This window comes from Vibrio stylophorae (assembly GCF_921293875.1).
In the GTDB taxonomy this organism is placed as follows: Bacteria; Pseudomonadota; Gammaproteobacteria; order Enterobacterales; family Vibrionaceae; genus Vibrio_A; species Vibrio_A stylophorae.
In genome coordinates, this window is sequence record NZ_CAKLDI010000001.1 from 2,762,774 (window position 1) to 2,781,570 (window position 18,797).

Annotated in this window: 19 protein-coding genes and 1 pseudogene; 6 read left to right on the forward strand and 14 right to left on the reverse strand. The window is 48.0% G+C overall.

Features of this window, described 5'->3' with window-relative positions; translation table 11 throughout:
- Position 1: 1 nt before the first annotated feature.
- The 3 genes and pseudogenes from pseB to L9P36_RS12950 form a co-directional block, all read right to left on the reverse strand.
- Positions 2–1,015, reverse strand: a complete 1,014-nt coding sequence (gene pseB, locus L9P36_RS12940; RefSeq protein WP_237467687.1) for a UDP-N-acetylglucosamine 4,6-dehydratase (inverting) — start codon at positions 1,013–1,015, stop codon at positions 2–4.
- A gap of 153 nt (positions 1,016–1,168) precedes the next feature.
- Positions 1,169–3,022 (reverse strand): DUF3413 domain-containing protein, encoded by a 1,854-nt coding sequence (locus tag L9P36_RS12945; protein ID WP_237467689.1) that lies wholly within the window; start codon positions 3,020–3,022, stop codon positions 1,169–1,171.
- Between the two features lie 68 nt (positions 3,023–3,090).
- Positions 3,091–3,817 (reverse strand): annotated as a pseudogene (locus L9P36_RS12950) (3-deoxy-D-manno-octulosonic acid kinase).
- A gap of 99 nt (positions 3,818–3,916) precedes the next feature.
- Here L9P36_RS12950 and L9P36_RS12955 point away from each other — a divergent pair.
- Entirely contained in the window at positions 3,917–4,984 is a 1,068-nt protein-coding gene (locus L9P36_RS12955; protein WP_237467691.1) for a glycosyltransferase family 9 protein, read from the forward strand.
- 11 nt (positions 4,985–4,995) lie between these two features.
- Positions 4,996–5,808: a glycosyltransferase family 2 protein gene (locus tag L9P36_RS12960; RefSeq protein ID WP_237467692.1), complete on the forward strand. Its 813-nt coding sequence runs from the start codon at positions 4,996–4,998 to the stop codon at positions 5,806–5,808.
- Between the two features lie 70 nt (positions 5,809–5,878).
- Here the strand turns inward: L9P36_RS12960 and L9P36_RS12965 are convergent, their stop codons facing one another.
- Together L9P36_RS12965 and L9P36_RS12970 are read right to left on the reverse strand one after the other, a co-directional pair.
- The gene (locus L9P36_RS12965) at positions 5,879–7,867 is read right to left on the reverse strand and encodes an LTA synthase family protein (RefSeq protein ID WP_237467694.1); all 1,989 of its coding nucleotides are present in this window, start codon (positions 7,865–7,867) and stop codon (positions 5,879–5,881) included.
- A gap of 155 nt (positions 7,868–8,022) precedes the next feature.
- Positions 8,023–9,060, reverse strand: coding sequence for a glycosyltransferase family 9 protein (locus tag L9P36_RS12970; RefSeq protein ID WP_237467696.1), 1,038 nt, complete (start codon positions 9,058–9,060; stop codon positions 8,023–8,025).
- A gap of 132 nt (positions 9,061–9,192) precedes the next feature.
- Between L9P36_RS12970 and coaD the strand changes: the two genes are divergently transcribed.
- Positions 9,193–9,678 (forward strand): pantetheine-phosphate adenylyltransferase, encoded by a 486-nt coding sequence (gene coaD, locus L9P36_RS12975; RefSeq protein WP_237467700.1) that lies wholly within the window; start codon positions 9,193–9,195, stop codon positions 9,676–9,678.
- A gap of 10 nt (positions 9,679–9,688) precedes the next feature.
- On the opposite strand, the gene L9P36_RS12980 is transcribed toward coaD, so the two are convergent.
- From L9P36_RS12980 to radC, 6 genes are all read right to left on the reverse strand, one after another.
- A complete protein-coding gene (locus L9P36_RS12980; protein ID WP_237467702.1) occupies positions 9,689–11,044 on the reverse strand; it encodes a UDP-glucose dehydrogenase family protein in 1,356 nt (451 codons plus the stop codon).
- Positions 11,045–11,250: 206 nt separating this feature from the next.
- Positions 11,251–12,060, reverse strand: a complete 810-nt coding sequence (gene mutM, locus L9P36_RS12985) for a bifunctional DNA-formamidopyrimidine glycosylase/DNA-(apurinic or apyrimidinic site) lyase (protein WP_237467704.1) — start codon at positions 12,058–12,060, stop codon at positions 11,251–11,253.
- A gap of 53 nt (positions 12,061–12,113) precedes the next feature.
- Positions 12,114–12,659, reverse strand: a complete 546-nt coding sequence (locus L9P36_RS12990; protein ID WP_237467705.1) for a hypothetical protein — start codon at positions 12,657–12,659, stop codon at positions 12,114–12,116.
- A 91-nt stretch (positions 12,660–12,750) separates the two neighbouring features.
- Entirely contained in the window at positions 12,751–12,918 is a 168-nt protein-coding gene (gene rpmG, locus L9P36_RS12995; protein ID WP_237467707.1) for a 50S ribosomal protein L33, read from the reverse strand.
- An 11-nt stretch (positions 12,919–12,929) separates the two neighbouring features.
- Entirely contained in the window at positions 12,930–13,166 is a 237-nt protein-coding gene (gene rpmB / locus L9P36_RS13000; protein ID WP_237467709.1) for a 50S ribosomal protein L28, read from the reverse strand.
- Positions 13,167–13,316: 150 nt separating this feature from the next.
- Positions 13,317–14,024 (reverse strand): RadC family protein, encoded by a 708-nt coding sequence (gene radC / locus L9P36_RS13005; protein WP_237467711.1) that lies wholly within the window; start codon positions 14,022–14,024, stop codon positions 13,317–13,319.
- A gap of 135 nt (positions 14,025–14,159) precedes the next feature.
- On the opposite strand from radC, the gene coaBC reads away from it, so the two are divergent.
- From coaBC to slmA, 3 genes are all read left to right on the forward strand, one after another.
- Entirely contained in the window at positions 14,160–15,380 is a 1,221-nt protein-coding gene (gene coaBC, locus L9P36_RS13010; RefSeq protein WP_237467713.1) for a bifunctional phosphopantothenoylcysteine decarboxylase/phosphopantothenate--cysteine ligase CoaBC, read from the forward strand.
- Positions 15,367–15,822, forward strand: coding sequence for a dUTP diphosphatase (gene dut, locus L9P36_RS13015; protein WP_237467715.1), 456 nt, complete (start codon positions 15,367–15,369; stop codon positions 15,820–15,822). Before coaBC ends, dut begins: the two co-directional genes overlap by 14 nt.
- A 183-nt stretch (positions 15,823–16,005) precedes the next feature.
- On the forward strand, positions 16,006–16,593 hold the full coding sequence (slmA, locus tag L9P36_RS13020) for a nucleoid occlusion factor SlmA (RefSeq protein ID WP_237467725.1): 588 nt from the start codon (positions 16,006–16,008) through the stop codon (positions 16,591–16,593).
- Between the two features lie 114 nt (positions 16,594–16,707).
- Here the strand turns inward: slmA and pyrE are convergent, their stop codons facing one another.
- The 3 genes from pyrE to L9P36_RS13035 all read right to left on the reverse strand — a co-directional run bounded on the left by pyrE (position 16,708) and on the right by L9P36_RS13035 (position 18,624).
- Positions 16,708–17,352: an orotate phosphoribosyltransferase gene (pyrE, locus tag L9P36_RS13025; RefSeq protein ID WP_237467726.1), complete on the reverse strand. Its 645-nt coding sequence runs from the start codon at positions 17,350–17,352 to the stop codon at positions 16,708–16,710.
- A 76-nt stretch (positions 17,353–17,428) separates the two neighbouring features.
- Positions 17,429–18,145, reverse strand: a complete 717-nt coding sequence (gene rph, locus L9P36_RS13030; protein ID WP_237467727.1) for a ribonuclease PH — start codon at positions 18,143–18,145, stop codon at positions 17,429–17,431.
- Positions 18,146–18,267: 122 nt separating this feature from the next.
- The gene (locus L9P36_RS13035; protein WP_237467728.1) at positions 18,268–18,624 is read right to left on the reverse strand and encodes a DUF4156 domain-containing protein; all 357 of its coding nucleotides are present in this window, start codon (positions 18,622–18,624) and stop codon (positions 18,268–18,270) included.
- Between the last annotated feature and the right edge of the window lie 173 nt (positions 18,625–18,797).

Below are 18,797 nucleotides of genomic sequence, written 5' to 3' on the forward strand. Positions count from 1 at the left end.
CTCACACTACAAAGTTTGGATCAACGTGCGCTTTAATTAGCTCGCGTAGGCCTTCAACACTTTCCCACTCTGTGTTGGTACCAGAGTTATATTTAAAGCCAAACGGTACTTTCTGTGCTTTATGGTGCTCTAAGTATTCTTGCTCTGTGTATGTGAACGATACCGAAGGCAAAATCGCGTAATACTTACCCAAATCAATTGTATTCAACGAGTCTGTATCAGTGATCATCTCTTCATGAAGTTTTTCACCAGGACGAATGCCAACCACTTTGATTTCACATTCAGGGGCAACGGCTGCTGCAATATCTAAAATCTTATAAGATGGGATTTTCGGTATGAAAATTTCACCACCAAGATGATTTTCTAGTGCGTACATCACCATATTTACACCATCTTGCAGTGAAATATTAAAGCGAGTCATATCCTCATGAGTAATAGGAAGCACGCCTTCCTTACGCTTTGCTAGGAAGAATGGAATCACGGATCCTCGAGAGCCCATCACGTTTCCATAACGCACAACACTAAAACGAATATCTTTTGAACCTTTGATATTGTTTGCTGCTGTAAATAATTTGTCAGATGCTAATTTCGTTGCTCCGTACAGGTTGATTGGCGCACACGCTTTATCCGTAGATAATGCAACAACATTTTGTACCCCACACTGAAGCGCAGCCTGAATGACATTTTCTGCACCCGTAATATTGGTTCGAATACACTCGGTTGGATTGTATTCGGCAGTATCAACCTGCTTAATTGCTGCCGCATGAATAATGACATCCACACCTTCACAAGCTTGAACCATACGATCACGATCTCGAACATCACCGATAAAGAAGCGAAGCTGAGGGAAAGTCCTCTGAGGATATTGCTGCTTTAGCTCAAACTGCTTTAGCTCATCTCGAGAGAATATGATAATTTTTTTAACCTCAGGATAACGAGCCAAAATAGTTTTCACAAATTGCTTACCGAAAGAGCCTGTACCACCGGTAATTAACACCGATTTGTTATTTAACATAGAGTTACAATCCAATATATCAAGCATTACGCAACGCAACGCTAATTTCGTTCAGTATACTCACAATCAAATACAATTGTGAGTCCTTGAGTCTCAGGTACCATTTCACAGCAAAATACAACTCACCACACCTTTCTAGTGAGAACAAACACCTTAATGGTTATACCGACTAATCACTTCCATCGCTTGTTTGAGGTAGTCGTAATTGAGTTGAGTATCATTGGGATGGTTAGTGCTATCTAAATTTTGATAGCCACCCGCGTTATTAACTTCAACAATGCCATCCTCACTGATCACCGCGTAGCCGCTGTAATTTGAGCTCATGATCCAAGGGCGCGCTTTTACTTGAGCTGGGTCAAGCAAATCAAGGCCATTGGTGTAATCACGCATAGGCGATGTTGCACCTAAATAGTGATGCAATAATGTTGCGCTCACATCTTCATGGCTGGTGCGTGCATCAGCGGCATTCCATGGGTTTGCCTGACCGGCTTCTGGTGTAATTCCTGCACCAACAAGCACAAATGGAACATGAACCTGCGCGTCGGTAAAGTTACCGTTGTGCCCCCAGAAGTTCAGACCATTGTCGTTCATCTCTTGGCTGTGATCACCTGTAATAACCACCAGCGTGTGATCGAGCTCGCCAGAGGCCTTCAGTGCATCAATCACCTCTGCTATGAGGCTATCGGTAAAGTGAACACTGGTGCGATAACGGTTTTTCATCAAGGTCGCATCAAAATCATTATCCAACTCAAGGTAATTCACGCTATCGACCATAGGCTCAAAGCGGTGAGCATAGTCACTTGGGAAGGCGTAACCATGTGGTGAATCGTAAAACAAGAAGCTAAAGCTTGGTTGATTCACATTGCGGTGTTTAAACCAATTGAGCCAATCTGCGGTAATTTCACGATCACAAGCGACATTGCCTTTACAATCGCGGCGCGTTTTTAAATTTGGAAGATTGGCAAATACAGTGCGATTAAACTCTGGTTTTTCCAACTGCGCCGCAGCAAAGACACCAATTTGATAATCCAACGCCTGCAGGCGATCCATCAATACCGGTGCAGTTTGGTTACTTAGCGCAGCATGCCAGTAGGTTCCCGGAACGCCATAGAACAAACCAAAAATACCGGTACGAGTCGCATTACCGGTAGAAGTATGGCGGTCAAACACCATCCCTTGTTTAGCAAAAGCAGCCATATTTGGTGCATCCACTTCATTTAAAGTGTCGTAACGCCAAGAGTCCACCACAATAAACACGATATTGGGTGGTGTGACGGCTTTAAACTGCACAGGGTTCAGTGGATAGGCAAAATCGCTTTTAGTCGATACCGTCATAGCGCGCTGTTTGGCTAAAGCCTCTTCATCCATCCAACCGTGTTTTTTCATAAAGCTTGAAGCCGTTGCAGGATAGAAAAGCGGTAAATAACGGGTCACATTGGTAATCGGCTGATAAGCATTGGCCGCCGCCCAAATATGCACTGCATTGGTTGCCAATAAAGCTAGAAAAATCACCAGCACAGATTTACGACCAATACGCTTTTGCATCACTTTCGGTTCACGACCAAGATAGCAATATAACCAAGCTTGTCCTGCGAGGAGCAGTACAACACCGCCGATTACGGTGATCCAAGTAATGAGCGGGAAAGACACAATCTGGCCCGCTAGGATCATCTCCAGCACCATTGCATTGATGTGGAAGCGATATTGCGCGAAAACAAAGGTATCAATGACCAAGGTTGCCAATGCCACACTGCCCACAACAGCCATGATGGGTAAACGCCAACTTAGGCGCGGTAGTAACACCACTGGTAGCGTTAGTAGCCCCACAAGCCCGCAAATTAAGCTCATTTGACCGATGACAGCGGCCACAATATAGGCCAAAGTCGCAGCATCAGGCGTAGCGGGCAAATAGCCAAAATAGCGAACAGAGATCAGCATCGCCAAAATCGAGTTCACTAAAATAAACCAACCATGCTGGTGTAAACGTTGTCGAAGCGTTGTGGTCATGACCACGCAATCCTCTCTAGTTAAGCGAAAAAGTTAAACGCACAGCGTTTGTGAATGTAGTCAGTCAATCACGACTGGTGATAACCCCTAAGCAATGCTTGCCAATCGTCAAGTTGCCAGTGGATTTGTCGTTTTTTTTTGCTCCTTGATAAAGGAGCGCTGCAGCCGAGCAAGGTTATCCGCTTTCCAGCCCTCACCTTGCTTTGAACCGCATTTATCAAAATCAATCAGCCATAATCGCCCCGACTGATCCTGTAAAATATTGTGGATATTTAAATCCGTATGGCAAATCCCAGCATCGTGCAACTGACGCACAAGGCGGCCAATTTGCTGGTAAACCTCAGGAGTAAGCGGCTGCGCCTGCAAAGTTGCTACCAGATCTTGTGCACCTTCAATACGCTCAACCAAGATATCAGCACGATAAAATACACCGCAACGCTGCACCCGCGCTGCAACAGGTCTTGGCACCGGAATATTGAGTGCGCGAAGCTGCGCTAACAGCGCAAACTCCTGATAGCAGCGTGTCTGCTGCCAACCATGGAACAGATATTGATCGCGCACCAATTTACCAAATAATCCACCGCGATAATAATGGCGCAGCGCCATGGGCAACTGCCCCTGAACAAACCAGGTCGTTCCTCGTCCCTTTGCGCTTCCTAAAACCGCTTGTTTTTGTTGCCAATAGGCAATATCAAACAGCCCTTCCAGTGCCGCTTCATCGCTGGATAGGAGAGATGGATCATGCCAAATTACAGTTTGATTGAGACGTGTCTCAACGATATTTGCACTAGTCATGGCTTATTTTGTCCCCCACCCTAAAATTGGTCGGCTTATTTTACAAGCTGTTAGCCAAACTGCATAATTTAGCGCAGATTCAATTTCAAAGGCCAACCTATGCCGGCTCTGTTTCAACACGCACCTCAATCCCTGTGCCTTCTTCGCCTCTCTGCGATCGGCGATGTTTGCCATGCAGTCGCCATGGTTCAAGCCATTCAGCGACAGTGGCCTAGCACGCAAATCACCTGGGTCATTGGAAAAGTGGAAGCGCCACTCATCGCACCTTTGCCGGGTATTCGTTTGGTGGTCTTTGATAAAAAAGCAGGATTAAAAGGGATGCGTTCCGTATGGGCTGCGCTCAAAGGTCAGCACTTTGATGCCCTCATCCATATGCAACTGGCACTGCGCGCAAGCGTTCTATCCATGGGAATTAAAGCAAAGTATCGTCTTGGTTTTAATCGTGAACGCGCTAAAGAAGGACAATGGCTATTCACCAATCGCAAAATTGAAGACACTGAGTCCAAACATGTGGTGGATAGCTTTATGGCCTTTGCCAAAGCGCTGGGTGTAAGCGATACAAACCCGCAATGGCAGATGCCAATTAGTGATGAGGAACAAGCCTTTGCCAAAAGTAAGCTTGGCACGCAACCGACCCTACTGATTGCGCCTGCGGCGAGTAAAGATGAGCGAAACTGGCTACCTGAGCGCTATGCACAAGTTGCCGATTTTGCACATCAACAAGGATTGCAAATCGCCATTTGTGGCGGCCCAAGTGAGCGCGAAAAAGCACTGGCGCAACAAATCATCAGCGCAATGCAATATGATGCCCTCAACCTTGTTGGGCAAACCAGTTTACGCCAACTGCTTGCACTCATTGCGCAAGCACATGTGGTGTTAGCACCCGATTCAGGCCCTGCGCATATGGCGACCACCCAAGGGACACCCGTCATTGGGCTTTATGGCCACAGCAATCCAAAACGTACTGGGCCCTACTCGGCTCAACAATGGCTGGTTAGCGTCTATGCGCAGCATGTTGAAGCGCAGCATCAAAAACCATTGGAAGCTTTACCATGGAGCACGCGCGTCAAGGGTGCACATATCATGCAAGATATTAGCGTTGATGCCGTCACTGAAAAGCTCAGCGATATTTTAAACATTCATCCTATTCATCCTACCCACGCTTAAAGGGCAATTTCATGAATCAAACACCCAGCCTAAGCCAAACACAGAAACAGCGTCCTACTCTTGCTGTTGCGCTGATCGTGAAAAACGAAGCAGCCAATCTAAACGCTTGCCTTGCCTCTGTCGCGGAATGGGTCGATGAAATCGTGATCCTCGATTCTGGCAGCACCGATGACACCGCGCAGATCGCAGCGCAATATCAAGCCAAGTTTTTCGTCAATGCCCAGTGGCCAGGTTTTGGTCCACAGCGCCGTCTTGCACAAGGTTATGTGGAAAGTGATTACGTACTCTGGCTCGATGCCGATGAGCGCATCACACCAGAGCTTAAAGAGAACATTTTATCCGCAGTAAGTGCAGACCAGCCTAACACCCTATATAAAATCAATCGTCTAACTTGGGTCTTTGGTCGTTATATTCGCCACTGTGGATGGTATCCAGATAAAGTGGTTCGCCTCTATCGCACCAAAGAAGCGCAATATGACGATGCGCTGGTTCATGAGAAAGTTGAAATGCCGGCAGGCGCCACTGTGGTCGAGCTACAAGGCGATGCCATCCACTATACCTATAACGATCTGCACCACTATCTCGTGAAATCTGCAGGTTATGCCAAAGCATGGGCAGACCAGCGTCAAGCGCGCGGGAAAACAAGCAGTCTCAGCCAAGGTATCCTTCATGCCATCTCTTGCTTTGTGAAGATGTATATCGTCAAAGCGGGATTTTTAGATGGCCGCCAAGGTCTACTACTGTCTATTTTGTCTGCCCATTCCACTTTTATTAAATATGCAGACCTATGGATTCGCACGAAGGCTGCCAAATGCCCTGAATAATCCAACTTAAAAAGGCAACATGTTTGAAGCAAAAAGCCACGCAATTGCGTGGCTTTTCGTTTTTATTTGCTTACTCATCTTGCGGTATTTTATCCGCAACCTGTGAGCGCAAATAGTAATCCTGCAGTTTGCGATACTCAGCGGCCCAAGTACTGTTTGGATTGTGTCGTGCCTGCGTCTGGTTATAGAAGGTCATGCCCTGCCACGGATAGAGATATTCCGGCAGATTATTGTCATAAACGCCATCCTCAGTCACAGTGCGTGTCGCGTTATAACCAATGTTATCCACACCATTAATCGACAAGAGGTCATCGCCCCCCAAGCTCACGTAATCGGCATCAGATAAGCTCACATTGTAAAGCGTTGGGAAGATATCGCGATGTGAGCCGATACGCTTATTGTCATAGCCATAGGCTCGACTCGCGAGAATCGGTTTGGGCACGTACAAATAAAACGGCACGCCCATGGCGATGGCTTGCTCAGTTGGTGTGCGAATCGCTAAATACCGAACGCGATGGTCACCAGATGCGGCAATCACTGTTCGATTAGCCAATGGCGATGCTTTTATCCGCGCAATAAATTGGCCCAACATATCATTGGCATACTGATAGGTCAGTAGCAAATTCGCCGCATCATCTTTCATTGGCCCGAGCAGCGTTTGGATTCGCGGCGTGACCTCTACAGGCTTAGCTTGATAGTTATCCGGCAAATGATAAGGCGGATGGTTGGTAATGGTCAGAATAAAAATAAAGGTTGGTTTGGTCGCTTCCGCGAGCACCTTTTCTGCCATGCGATAACCATATTCATCAGGCAAACCCCAGGTATCGAGATGCGCCGCAGCCTCAGGGAAGGCTTTAATAATCGCCTTATCATCAATCATGCGATCAAAACCCTGCAGCGGCAGGTAATTATCCAAATTACGCCAATGCGCATCGCCCACAGTAATATACACAGTTTCATAGCCCGCCTTTTTATAAGGCAGCACCGCAGAACTGGCCAAGGGTACATGTTTGGCAACCGAATGACTGAGCGTGGGTACATTGCTGTGAAACAACATCATCGCCATGCTATCAATGGTCGCCGAGGCGCCCGCAACAAAACGTTGGAACACAAAATCCGACTCAAACGCAGGGCGCAGTGCACGCAGCAAATCCGTCTTCTGCGGGTCATCTTCCAACATCATGCTGGTGCCCATGCCTTCCATCAGCGCAAAGACAACATGCGGCTGGTTCTTTTCTAAGTAGGCGTTCGCTGGCGTTTGATATTCTGGTGTTGGTTGACCAAGCACCTTCTCCATTTGTGCGGTGACTTCTGCGTCACTGATCGGCTCAAACTCCCCCTGTTTTTGATAATCAATCGTTGCCCAACCCAAAGCCACCAACGCATTGGGTGTGGTTTTATTGATCACAGGATAATCAGAGACTTTCACCTGATCGCGCTCTTTGGGCTCACTTAAAATCGCAGCCTGCGCAAGACCAATATAGATGGTAATGACCGCCAAACTTAAGATTGAGTGCCACCAACGACCACTACCCGTTGGCTCACCAAGCGGCCTGCGCCCCACCAACCAACGGCTGGCAAATAGGCTGATCAATATGCTCGCACCAATCATGCGAAAGAGAGGAAAATCCTCCATGGCGCTAGACATAATGGCTTCGGTGTCATCATCAAATACACCAAATAAAAACAGATCGTAGTGATTGCCATAGCTGGTGTAATACAAGTAATTACCAATCGATGCTAAGACGATCAAAAAGAAAATGAACTTGGCATAAACCGGTTCAAAACGATAAAAACGAGGAAAGTGTTGAGGTCGCCACAACGCAAAACCCAAACCTATGAGTAGCATGGGCAAAAACATAAAGGCTGCGGTTTTCAGATCAAACAAGACGCCAACTAAGGAACTGCGAAGAAAATCCATGCCTCGCCCCGCCAAAATGTCGGCATCGACAATGGCTGCGAAGAAAAGAATGCGACTAACAAACAAAATCAGGACGGCTGCGATGATTTGTCGCAACAGAGTTTGATTAAGCTGACGAATATAATGCTGAATTAACATAGCAAATCACTTATTGATCGATGACAACCTCAAAATTGAGCAAGAATAGTGTGAGGTAATGACTGCTAATGTTCTGCACTGCGTATCATGTGCCACTAGCAGTGCGATCTATTTGATTTTTATAAAAATGGTACGCAAGCGAATGAAAAATTTTATCACTTCAATGCATCAGCAGCAAATCCATGCGCCAATTGAGTGAGCACCTTATCAATATCAATTAAAGCCATATTGGCTTGGTCGGCCCCTTGAACATCTTGTGGTGGCGTAAATGCCAAATGGCGCTCCGTTGTATTTAAAGGACGCCAACGCAAAGGCGTAGAGGAGCGCTTACTTGGGAAAAACCCCACTGTCGGTACATTTAATGCAGCCGCCATATGCAAAGGTCCAGTGGATCCCGCGACAAACAGTGCCGCGCATGCTAAAGAGCGGCCAAAATCAACCAAACCATCGTTTTTCGCATAGATAACCGCAGAATATTGCATCAGCTCAGCAAGCTCTGTTGCTTGCACTTCCTCGCCTGGACCGGCGGTGATCACCACCTGCGCTTGTGGCTGCTGTTCTAAAAGACCATCTAACAACTGCGCATATTGCTGCATCGATAGGTTATTGGCTGAACCGCCTGTACCTGCATGCACCATAATCCATGGACGCTCGCTGTCTAATGTCAGCATCTGCGCCAATTTTTTCCGCTGCTCTTGCAACTCACTCACGGTGAATTGCCAATAGGGTGCCTGCGGCTCCACAACGGTTCGCCCCTGATCTTGAACAAAGCGACGAATCAGATCGAGGTTATATTCAAATTCAGGTTTTTCCGAGCGAGAACGACGCTGAACAACTCGTTTGTTGTAGGCCAGCTGCGCTAATTTCGTTGCTGGCGCAAGGCGGTATGGAATGCCCGCGCGCCAGATCAATTTGGCGTTATAACCGGTGGAGAAAATGCTAATCACCGCATCGAACTGCGCATCGCGAATGCTTGTTTTGAGTGCATGTATTGCACTTTTTTCCGCGTTTTTAGTCGGATCGAGCAATACGTGATCAATCCATGGGCAAGCTTGTGCCAGTGCTTGCGTATAACCAGGCACAAGAGCGGTGACTTCAAGCTCAGGCATCGATTGTTTCAACATCGCGAAAGCTGGCCATGCCAACATAAAATCGCCAATTTTGTCGTTTCGAATAACCAGAACTTTTTTCATAGGTGGCCGCGCCTTAGCAATCAACTGAATTGAAATTTCTGGCCCTTATGATACCCGATTCAAGGATAAAACTAAGCCTAGAAGAGACAAAATTTGCTATGATGCCGGCAGTTCAATCAGCGAGAGTTTGTTATGACCACGGTGATCTATCCCGGTACATTTGATCCCCTCACTAAGGGCCATGAAGATATTATTGCGCGTGCGGCTCGTCTTTTTGATCGCGTAATTGTGGCCATAGCGGCTAATCCAACCAAGCAGCCTTTTTTTGATTTGCAACAACGCACTGAGCTTGCGCAAAGCGTGCTCGCCCATCATCAAAATGTTGAGGTGTTAGGCTTTTCTGGACTGCTGGTTGATTTGGCCAAGGCGCACGGCGCAACCGTATTAATTCGAGGATTACGCACCGTCACTGATTTTGAATATGAGTTTCAGCTTGCGAGCGTCAATCGCCATCTCTATCCCGAGCTTGAGAGCATCTTTTTAACGCCAGCAGAGCAATACAACTTCCTTTCCTCAACCATCGTCAAAGAAGTGGCCATTCATGGCGGCGATATTCGCGATTTTGTCTCGCCCATCATCGCCACTGAGATGCTAAAAAAAATCGCGGCGCGCATTTAAAATTAATCTGCTAATTTTTCACTGCTCTTTTTGGCCGCTGCACACTCGCACCACGGCCAATGGCGTAATAGTAAAAGCCGCGATGCTGCATGCGCTGCGGCTCATATAGATTACGTCCATCCACCAGCACAGGATGCTTGAGCGCAACAAGCATGCGCTCAAAATCCGGCGCCCAAAACTCTTTCCATTCAGTACAGATCACCAAGGCATCGGCGCCATTCAAGGTCGCATATTTATCATCACAATATTGAATGCCTTGCTGCTGCCCAAAATAGCGCTGGGTATTGTCCATTGCTTTGGGGTCATACACTTGCACCCGCGCCTGCTGCGCACAAAGCCCTTGAATCAGATCAATACTTGGCGCATCACGAATGTCATCGGTATTGGGCTTAAAGGCCAATCCCCACACTGCGATGGTTTTGCCTGACAGCGTCGAAAAATGACGTTGCAGGTGGTGCAGCAGTTTTTGCTTTTGCGCGCAGTTCGTCGCATGAACTGCATTGAGAATATTGGTGGGTACGTGATGCGCCGCGCCGCTATGTGACAGCGCTTGCACATCCTTGGGAAAACAAGATCCGCCATAGCCGCAACCCGGATATATAAACTGATAACCAATGCGTGGATCAGAGCCAATCCCATGGCGAACTGACTCCACATCCGCGCCCAATTGCTCCGCTAAGTTGGCAATTTCATTCATAAAGGAGATTTTAGTTGCCAGCATGCAGTTAGCCGCATACTTACTAAGCTCGGCTGAGCGCCGATCCATCAGCAAAATTTTATCTCGCGTTCGGTTAAATGCAGCGTACAACTCGCGCATCTGCTGCTCTGCATAATGGCTATCTGTACCGATAATAATGCGATCAGGTTTAGCGCAGTCATTAAGCGCCGAGCCCTCTTTTAAAAACTCAGGATTAGAAACCACGGCAATAGTGAGACTTTGCTGACGGGCGGTTAGTTGCTGCTCAATGATCTGCTGAACTTGATCGCCCGTCCCTACAGGAACTGTCGATTTAATCACCACGACGGCATCTGAAGTCAGCTGCTCACCAATATTTTTTGCCGCTGCAAGTACATAGGTAAGATCCGCTTGGCCATCTTCTGCTGTCGGTGTCCCAACTGCGATAAATAGCACCTGAGCAAAGCGAATCCCTGCACCCAAGTCGGTAGAAAAAGTCAGTCGCTTATCCCGTAAATTACGGACTAACAAGGCTTCAAGGCCGGGCTCGTAAATCGTCACTTGCCCTTGCCGCAATCGCTCAATTTTATGCGCATCAATATCAACGCAATGGACATCATGGCCGCTATCAGCCAAGCACACCGCTTGCACCAGCCCGACATAACCAACGCCAAAAACCGTTACACGCATATCAATCTCCCTATTCGCTCAATATCGCAAGCGCACTTCAACAACCGCTCTATAAGCCTAGTTATCTTTTGCTATTTCGTTGCTTTTCTGAGAGTTACAAATAGGAAAATCGCATGATGCCAAAATGACAGCTTAGCGATGATTCAATGAAAAAGATGAATTAATTAAGATGCTTAGAATGAGAACAAGAAAAGCCAATAAGTCAGCTAGCGTTGGCAATGCGCGCAATAGCTGGTCATTCGCCCAGCGATTTTCACCCCTTTCAAGGGTGCGCCGCATTGCACGCAGGGCTTACCCATACGGCCGTAAACTTGCAATGTTTGTGCAAAATAGCCCGGCTTACCATCAGCCTGTAAAAAGTCTTTTAAGGTGGTGCCACCTTGCGCAATCGCGGTGCTGAGAACAGATTTAATTGATGCGACTAAAGCGCTCACTCTTGCAGCGCTAATACGTCCACCAGCGCGCTGAGGATGAATACCCGCCATAAACAGTGCTTCATTGGCGTAGATGTTACCAACGCCAACCACCACAGCGTTATCCATCAGCAGTTGTTTGATAGCTGTCTGCTTGCCTTTAATTTTTTGCTGCAAGTAATCGGCATTGAAATCATCAGTTAAAGGCTCTGGGCCGACTTTGGCAAAGACCGAATGAATTTGCCCAGCGGGCTGCCATAACCAAGCACCAAAACGGCGTGGGTCGTTATAACGCAAGCGCGTACCATTGCACAGCACCAAGTCGATATGATCGTGTTTTTGTGCAGGCGCTGGCTGCTCAAGTATCCGCAAATTACCCGACATTCCAAGATGGATGATAATGCTACCTTGCGCCGTATCGAGCAGCAGATATTTTGCACGTCGGCGAACCCCAGTGATCTCAACATCAGCAAGCGTATAAAGCTCAGCAGCCACCGGCCAACGTAATTTGTCTTGGCGAATCTCGATGGATTGAATGGTTTGCCCTTCAAGATAAGGTGCAATCCCCATGCGGGTCACTTCAACTTCTGGTAACTCAGGCATGATGGCTCCTTACTTATCAGTCGTTCAGCAATCCTTCAATGCGATGCGTCGCCTTAAGAATCGCTGCTGACTTCAGTTGTCGTTTCAACGGGAAAGGGGAAAAGATAATCAGTGGCAACGGAAACTGCGAGCCATTTCCCTTCACAGGTTTGCATCAGCCAGAAGTTACCAAAATCAAAATAGGTTAAGCGAACAGGATCAGCCTGCTCTTTTTTCACCGTCAAGGTGGCAGGCATCGGCGCGCGTTCCATCAACTGCTGTACTTGCTCTGCATTCACCGCAGTTCCGGTAAGACTTAACCAACGGTTTGCCAATGTTGCTGGCGCGACAGTCAATTTCACATCGCTGGCCCAATCGCCCTCTTGAATACTCAAGTGGAACTGATTGGTGGTCAGGCTTTTCACACCGGCGGGATCGCCAATTAAATCCAAATAGGGCGATTTGAGCGGCGCATCTTGTTCTGTCGTTTCAGGCTCTTGCTGAGCGCTCATCAACAAGCGGTCCAAGGGTTGGCGATAGATCAGTTGAATCACCCCAAGAAAAACCACAATCAGAATAATAAACGCGCTGTTCCATTGTCGCCGAGTTAAATGTTTCATCACCGCTCCTTTAGGCAAGCCCTCAGCCTAGCAGATTTTAGGCAATAAAAAACCCAGCATAGAGCTGGGCTTTTATAGAAACCGGAATCAATTACTTGATTTTTGCTTCTTTGTACATAACGTGTTGGCGAACAACAGGATCGTATTTTTTGATCTCCATTTTGCCAGGCATGTTACGCTTGTTTTTATCAGTCGTGTAGAAGTGACCAGTGCCAGCAGATGAAACTAGCTTGATCTTCTCGCGAATACCTTTAGCCATGACTTATCTCCTTACACTCGCTCACCGCGGGCACGAAGTTCGTTAAGAACAACTTCGATACCTTTTTTATCGATGATGCGCATACCTTTAGTAGATACACGTAGTTTAACAAAGCGTTTTTCGCTTTCTACCCAGAAACGATGAGTTTGCAGGTTCGGCAGAAAACGACGCTTGGTGGCATTATTTGCGTGCGAGCGGTTGTTACCCACTGTAGGACGCTTGCCAGTTACTTGGCATACTCGTGACATTACTGTCTTCTCCAAATCGTTTCAGCTCGATATCAACCCTGGCTGCAGACTCTAAAGACACCGACCACGTCGGCAGCACAACCAAGGCTATCAAAGGCCGCGCATTATACTAACTCCGATGCCATTGCTCAAGTCCCGAGCAGATCCTTTCTAAACTTTTTTGATCCTTTCAGGCGTGGCGGGCATCCAGCCTTGCTCTGCGAAGGACAATACCGCGCCTTCTCCCACAATAAAATGGTCTAAAACACGAATTTCTACCCACGCAAGGGCCTCCACTAACAATTTTGTTAGCTGATGATCGGCGCGACTGGGGTCAGTATGACCTGAAGGATGATTATGTGCCAGCATCACCGCAGCCGCATGATGATCCAAAGCGCGCTTGACCACTTCGCGTGGATACACGCTAGCCGCATTTAAAGTGCCTTCAAATAACATCTCACTGGCAATCAGTTGATGTTGTTGATTTAAAAAAAGCACCCAAAAGGCTTCGCGATGGCGGCCGCGCAGCACACTGGCAACATAAGTTTTCGATTGCTCAGCGCAGGTCAGAGCATCGCCCTTCTCTAGCGACTCGTACAAATAGCGTTTGGTCATCTCCATCGCAGCCTGTAACTGCACAAATTTTGCCTGCCCCATCCCCTTGATTTGGCAAAACTCAGACTCACTAGCGGTCAATAGTCCCTGCAAGGAACCAAAGTGAGTGAGTAGATACTCCGATAGCGCCACAGCGTTCATGCCTGGCACCCCAACACGCAAAAAAATCGCCAATAATTCTGCATCAGAAAGCGCTTGTGGCCCGCGTTGCAACAGCTTTTCGCGCGGTCTTGAGTCTTTGGGTAATTGAAGAATTTTAACCATGGCTTTTCATCCTGAAATAGCGCTTAAAAGCGAGGTAAGCAATCACTTGCATTCCACTAAAAGTAGTCAAGACAAAGACCATTTGTGGTAGAGTGTGCCGATATTTATGGCAGTCATTGATGGAACAAAAGAGCAATGAGCTTAGCGAATCGTAAAATTTTGCTGGGGATCAGCGGCGGTATTGCCGCCTATAAGTGCGCCGAACTCACCCGTCGGCTCAAAGAGCGCGGCGCCGAAGTGCGCATTGTGATGACCGCGGCTGCCAAAGAGTTTATCACCCCACTCACCCTACAAGCGGTGAGCGGCCATCCAGTCAGCGATAGCCTATTTGATCCAGCGGCAGAAGCCTCCATGGGTCATATTGAATTGGCCAAATGGGCGGACTTAGTGCTCGTTGCACCAGCCACCGCTGATTTAATCGCGCGTATGAGCGCTGGCATGGGTAACGATCTACTCTCGACACTGTGTCTTGCCACCAGCGCACCTATTGCCGTGGCGCCAGCAATGAACCAGCAGATGTATCAACATATTGCGACACAGGCCAATATTGCGACCCTCGCAGCCCGTGGCGCGATGATCTGGGGTCCAGATAGTGGTGAGCAAGCCTGCGGCGATGTCGGCCCGGGGCGCATGCTAGACCCCATGGGTTTAGTGCATCACTGTGAACAATTCTTTGCAGCCATCCTTACACAGAAGACCCTCTCTCACCTTAAGATTGCGATTACCGCAGGACCTACTCGCGAGGCGCTGGATCCTGTGCGATTTATCAGTAACCACAGCTCCGGCAAGATGGGCTTTGCTATTGCCAAAGCTGCCGCGGCGCTTGGTGCGCAAGTCACTCTGATTAGCGGTCCTGTCAATCTAGCCACACCAACGGGTGTCACACGCATTGATGTGGAAAGTGCCGAGCAAATGGCACAAGCCGCACTGAATACTGCCAGCACCCAGCATATTTTCATTGGCTGTGCTGCGGTCGCGGACTATCGCGCTCAGCAAATTGCCGAGCAGAAAATGAAAAAACAAAGCGGTGAGGAGACACTGACCCTCACCCTAGTGAAAAACCCAGATATTATCGCCACTGTTGCTGCGCTCTCGCAAAATCGCCCCTTTACCGTGGGCTTTGCTGCAGAAACCGAGCAAGTGGCAAAGTACGCACAGGACAAACTGCAGCGTAAAAATCTTGATCTCATTTGCGCCAACGATGTGTCGTCAAAAGAACAAGGTTTTAACAGCGACCAAAATGCACTTCACCTCTATTGGCAAGGCGGCGACAAAGCACTGCCCCTTTGTCATAAAGAACAATTAGCCCAACAACTGATCACCGAAATTGTAGCGAGATACCATGAAAGCCATTGATCTTAAAATCCTTGACCCACGTGTCGGCACCGAATTCCCTCTACCAGCATACGCCACCGAGGGCTCTGCAGGTCTAGACCTTCGTGCTTGTATCGATGCACCGCTGACCGTGGCTCCGGGCGAAACACATCTCATCCCAACAGGAATAGCCATTCATATTGGCGATCCAAGCCTTGCTGCAACCATTTTGCCGCGTTCTGGGTTGGGCCATAAACACGGCATAGTGCTCGGTAACTTGGTGGGTTTGATTGATTCAGATTATCAAGGTCAGTTGATGGTTTCTGTATGGAACCGCGGCGACACCACATTCACCATGGAGCCAGGCGAGCGTATTGCACAATTGGTGATCCTGCCTGTAGTTCAAGCGCAATTTAATATTGTTGATGACTTTGCCCAAAGCGATCGCGGTGAAGGCGGCTTTGGCCACTCTGGCCGCAGCTAAGTCAAATAGAATAATCGCTTTGTGACAGCGGTGTTCAGTTTGGCTGACACCGCTGAATTGACTGTGAGTTCACACTCACTCACAAACAGTATTGAGCATCAAAATTCAATCGCTACAATAGCTTGAGTTTGGCGCAAGAATCTTTCAAACCGCCCTGTGAAATCATGAATAGGAAAGACACGCATGACAGCGACGAAAAAAAATCGACGCGATGAAATTCTGCAAGCCCTAGCGCAAATGCTGGAGTCCCGCGAAGGCAGTCAGCGCATCACCACTGCAAAGCTCGCAGCACAAGTGGGTGTCTCTGAGGCGGCGCTTTATCGCCACTTCCCTAGCAAAGCACGCATGTTTGAAGGTTTAATTGAGTTTATTGAAGATGCGCTGATCACTCGAATCAACCGCATTATCGATGAAGAAAAAGACACCCTGACCCGCCTGCGCCTGATCATTCAGTTGCTGCTCGCCTTTGCTGAGCGCAACCCAGGCTTGTGCCGCATCATGACAGGTCACGCTCTGATGTTTGAACAAGAGCGTTTGCAATCTCGCATCAACCAATTGTTTGAACGCATTGAGATGCAGCTTCGCCAAGTCATTCGCGAGCGTAAACTGCGTGAAGGCAAAGAGTTCCCTGTGGGAGATAACGTGCTAGCAGCGCAGCTTTTAGGGCAAGTTGAAGGTAGTTTGAGCCGTTTTGTTCGCTCTGATTTCAAATATTCGCCTACCGATCACTTTAGTGATTACTGGCAATTGCTCAGTGCTCAGCTGCAATAACCCGCCACATTTTAATATCAGTCGATTATAAAAAAGCGCCTCTCCTTTCTATATAGGTAGGCGCTTTTTTTGTACTCAGTTTTTGGGTACTGAGCCGCTTAGTGCTTCAGTGACTTATGCCACGCCATATTGCGCGCGGTAGGCTTTCACCGCTTCAAGATGCTCAGCTTGGTCGCCTTGCTCTTCAAGGTAGGTGATTAAATCAGTCAAAGAAACAATAGAGATCACTTTGCAATCAAAGTCGCGTTCCACTTCTTGAATCGCCGAGAGCTCACCCTTACCTTTTTCTTGGCGATCAATCGCCACCAAAACACCCGCCAAGTCCGCTTGGTTGGCTGCAATAATTGCCATGGACTCACGAATTGCAGTACCAGCCGTGATCACATCATCCACCAGCATCACACGGCCTTTTAGCTCACTGCCCACCAAGTTACCACCTTCGCCATGATCTTTGGCTTCTTTGCGGTTAAAGCAATATGGCACATCGGTGTCATGATGCTCAGCAAGCGCAACGACCGTGGTGGTGGCAATTGGAATGCCCTTATATGCTGGACCAAAAACCAAATCGTAATCCACACCAGAGTCAGCTAAGGCTGCCGCGTAAAAGCGCCCCAATTTTGCCAAATCACGGCCAGTGTTAAACAAACCCGCATTAAAGAAGTATGGGCTCTGACGACCAGATTTTAAGGTGAACTCACCAAACTTAAGCACCTGCTTCTCCAGGGCAAATTCAATAAACTGGCGCTGATAGCCTTTCATACTCACTCCTTTACAACTTTCAGTATTCAATGGTTTTTTGTTAAAAAAAGAGCGACTCAAAAGCCGCTCAATTCAATCAATTAGTCAATGCCGCTTTCTGCGCGGTCACAATGGCCTCAATGCCACCCTTGGCCAGCGACAATAATGTCAGCAGCTCTTCATGCGTAAATGGCTGACCTTCTGCGGTGCCTTGCACTTCAATCATGCGGCCATCTTCAGTCATCACCACATTCATGTCCGTTTCAGCTGCCGAGTCTTCTACATATTCCAAATCACAGCGCGCTTCACCATCCACAATACCCACAGAAACGGCGGCAATCATCATGGTCATTGGGTTTTCAGCCAGTTTGCCTTCAGCCACCAATTTATTGAGGGCATCTGCCAGTGCCACACAAGCACCTGAAATAGACGCCGTACGCGTACCGCCATCGGCTTGAATCACATCACAGTCAACAGTGATGGTGTAATCGCCCAATTTTGTCAGATCGACCGCAGCGCGAAGACTACGCGCAATCAGACGTTGAATCTCCATGGTACGACCGCCCTGCTTGCCATTGGCCGCTTCACGTCGGTTACGGGTATGGGTTGCACGTGGCAACATGCCATATTCGGCGGTGATCCAGCCTTGACCTTGACCACGAAGAAAACGAGGCACACCCTCTTCAATTGAAGCGGTACAAATCACCTTAGTATTACCAAACTCAACCAACACAGAGCCTTCTGCATAGGCAGTAAAGTCGCGGGTAAAGCGAATCGGGCGAACGTGCTGCGGATCTCTTTCATTAGGACGCATGGTCATGTCTCTTTCACTGGCTCAAATTAACTGGCGATTATAGTCACATCTCGGTGCTAAAGCACGAAAAAGGCGCACGAAAAAAGGTGTGTTTTCATACACCTTCTCATGCAATATTCAGCTTAAAGAACCGCAACTTCAGCGCTGCTATGGCAACGATACGCGCCGCCCATCAGGGTGACTGAACTTAAAAAGCCAAAGGGTTGGTAAAGATAGAGGGTATCGCCCCCCTTTTCGGCAACCTTAATGCGCATTTCATTGACCGCGCCCCACACCATATCGCGGTCTGCATGCAACCAATAATCATAGAAGTGACCTTCAGAGCCGATCACCATCCCTAAGTTTTCACAGCCGGCGATGGCCTGACTATGATCCCAATACACTTTGACTTTTTCTGATTCTGGCGTTGGAAAGGTGACACAACCAGCCAAGGAAAGCGTGGCAAAGATTGCACTGAAAAAACGCAAAACTGATTTCATATCGTTTACTACATAGACAAAAACGGCGCGAATTCTAGCCGTAAAGTGCGTTCAACGCACTCTAAATTATCTACTTTTGCTCAGCCTATCATTTCTGTCATTGCACTCTTATAATCAAGCCGTTACCGCATCAGAAACTGAAGTGATAGATACTGATGCGCCAATCATAATTC

Excerpts from the sequence above, each read along its gene's own strand:
- pseB (WP_237467687.1), bottom strand. The coding sequence starts at position 1,015 with ATGTTAAATAACAAATCGGTGTTAATTACCGGTGGTACAGGCTCTTTC.
- L9P36_RS12945 (WP_237467689.1), bottom strand. The coding sequence starts at position 3,022 with ATGACCACAACGCTTCGACAACGTTTACACCAGCATGGTTGGTTTATT.
- L9P36_RS12955 (WP_237467691.1), top strand. The coding sequence starts at position 3,917 with ATGCCGGCTCTGTTTCAACACGCACCTCAATCCCTGTGCCTTCTTCGC.
- L9P36_RS12960 (WP_237467692.1), top strand. The coding sequence starts at position 4,996 with ATGAATCAAACACCCAGCCTAAGCCAAACACAGAAACAGCGTCCTACT.
- L9P36_RS12965 (WP_237467694.1), bottom strand. The coding sequence starts at position 7,867 with ATGTTAATTCAGCATTATATTCGTCAGCTTAATCAAACTCTGTTGCGA.
- L9P36_RS12970 (WP_237467696.1), bottom strand. The coding sequence starts at position 9,060 with ATGAAAAAAGTTCTGGTTATTCGAAACGACAAAATTGGCGATTTTATG.
- coaD (WP_237467700.1), top strand. The coding sequence starts at position 9,193 with ATGACCACGGTGATCTATCCCGGTACATTTGATCCCCTCACTAAGGGC.
- L9P36_RS12980 (WP_237467702.1), bottom strand. The coding sequence starts at position 11,044 with ATGCGTGTAACGGTTTTTGGCGTTGGTTATGTCGGGCTGGTGCAAGCG.
- mutM (WP_237467704.1), bottom strand. The coding sequence starts at position 12,060 with ATGCCTGAGTTACCAGAAGTTGAAGTGACCCGCATGGGGATTGCACCT.
- L9P36_RS12990 (WP_237467705.1), bottom strand. The coding sequence starts at position 12,659 with ATGAAACATTTAACTCGGCGACAATGGAACAGCGCGTTTATTATTCTG.
- rpmG (WP_237467707.1), bottom strand. The coding sequence starts at position 12,918 with ATGGCTAAAGGTATTCGCGAGAAGATCAAGCTAGTTTCATCTGCTGGC.
- rpmB (WP_237467709.1), bottom strand. The coding sequence starts at position 13,166 with ATGTCACGAGTATGCCAAGTAACTGGCAAGCGTCCTACAGTGGGTAAC.
- radC (WP_237467711.1), bottom strand. The coding sequence starts at position 14,024 with ATGGTTAAAATTCTTCAATTACCCAAAGACTCAAGACCGCGCGAAAAG.
- coaBC (WP_237467713.1), top strand. The coding sequence starts at position 14,160 with ATGAGCTTAGCGAATCGTAAAATTTTGCTGGGGATCAGCGGCGGTATT.
- dut (WP_237467715.1), top strand. The coding sequence starts at position 15,367 with ATGAAAGCCATTGATCTTAAAATCCTTGACCCACGTGTCGGCACCGAA.
- slmA (WP_237467725.1), top strand. The coding sequence starts at position 16,006 with ATGACAGCGACGAAAAAAAATCGACGCGATGAAATTCTGCAAGCCCTA.
- pyrE (WP_237467726.1), bottom strand. The coding sequence starts at position 17,352 with ATGAAAGGCTATCAGCGCCAGTTTATTGAATTTGCCCTGGAGAAGCAG.
- rph (WP_237467727.1), bottom strand. The coding sequence starts at position 18,145 with ATGCGTCCTAATGAAAGAGATCCGCAGCACGTTCGCCCGATTCGCTTT.
- L9P36_RS13035 (WP_237467728.1), bottom strand. The coding sequence starts at position 18,624 with ATGAAATCAGTTTTGCGTTTTTTCAGTGCAATCTTTGCCACGCTTTCC.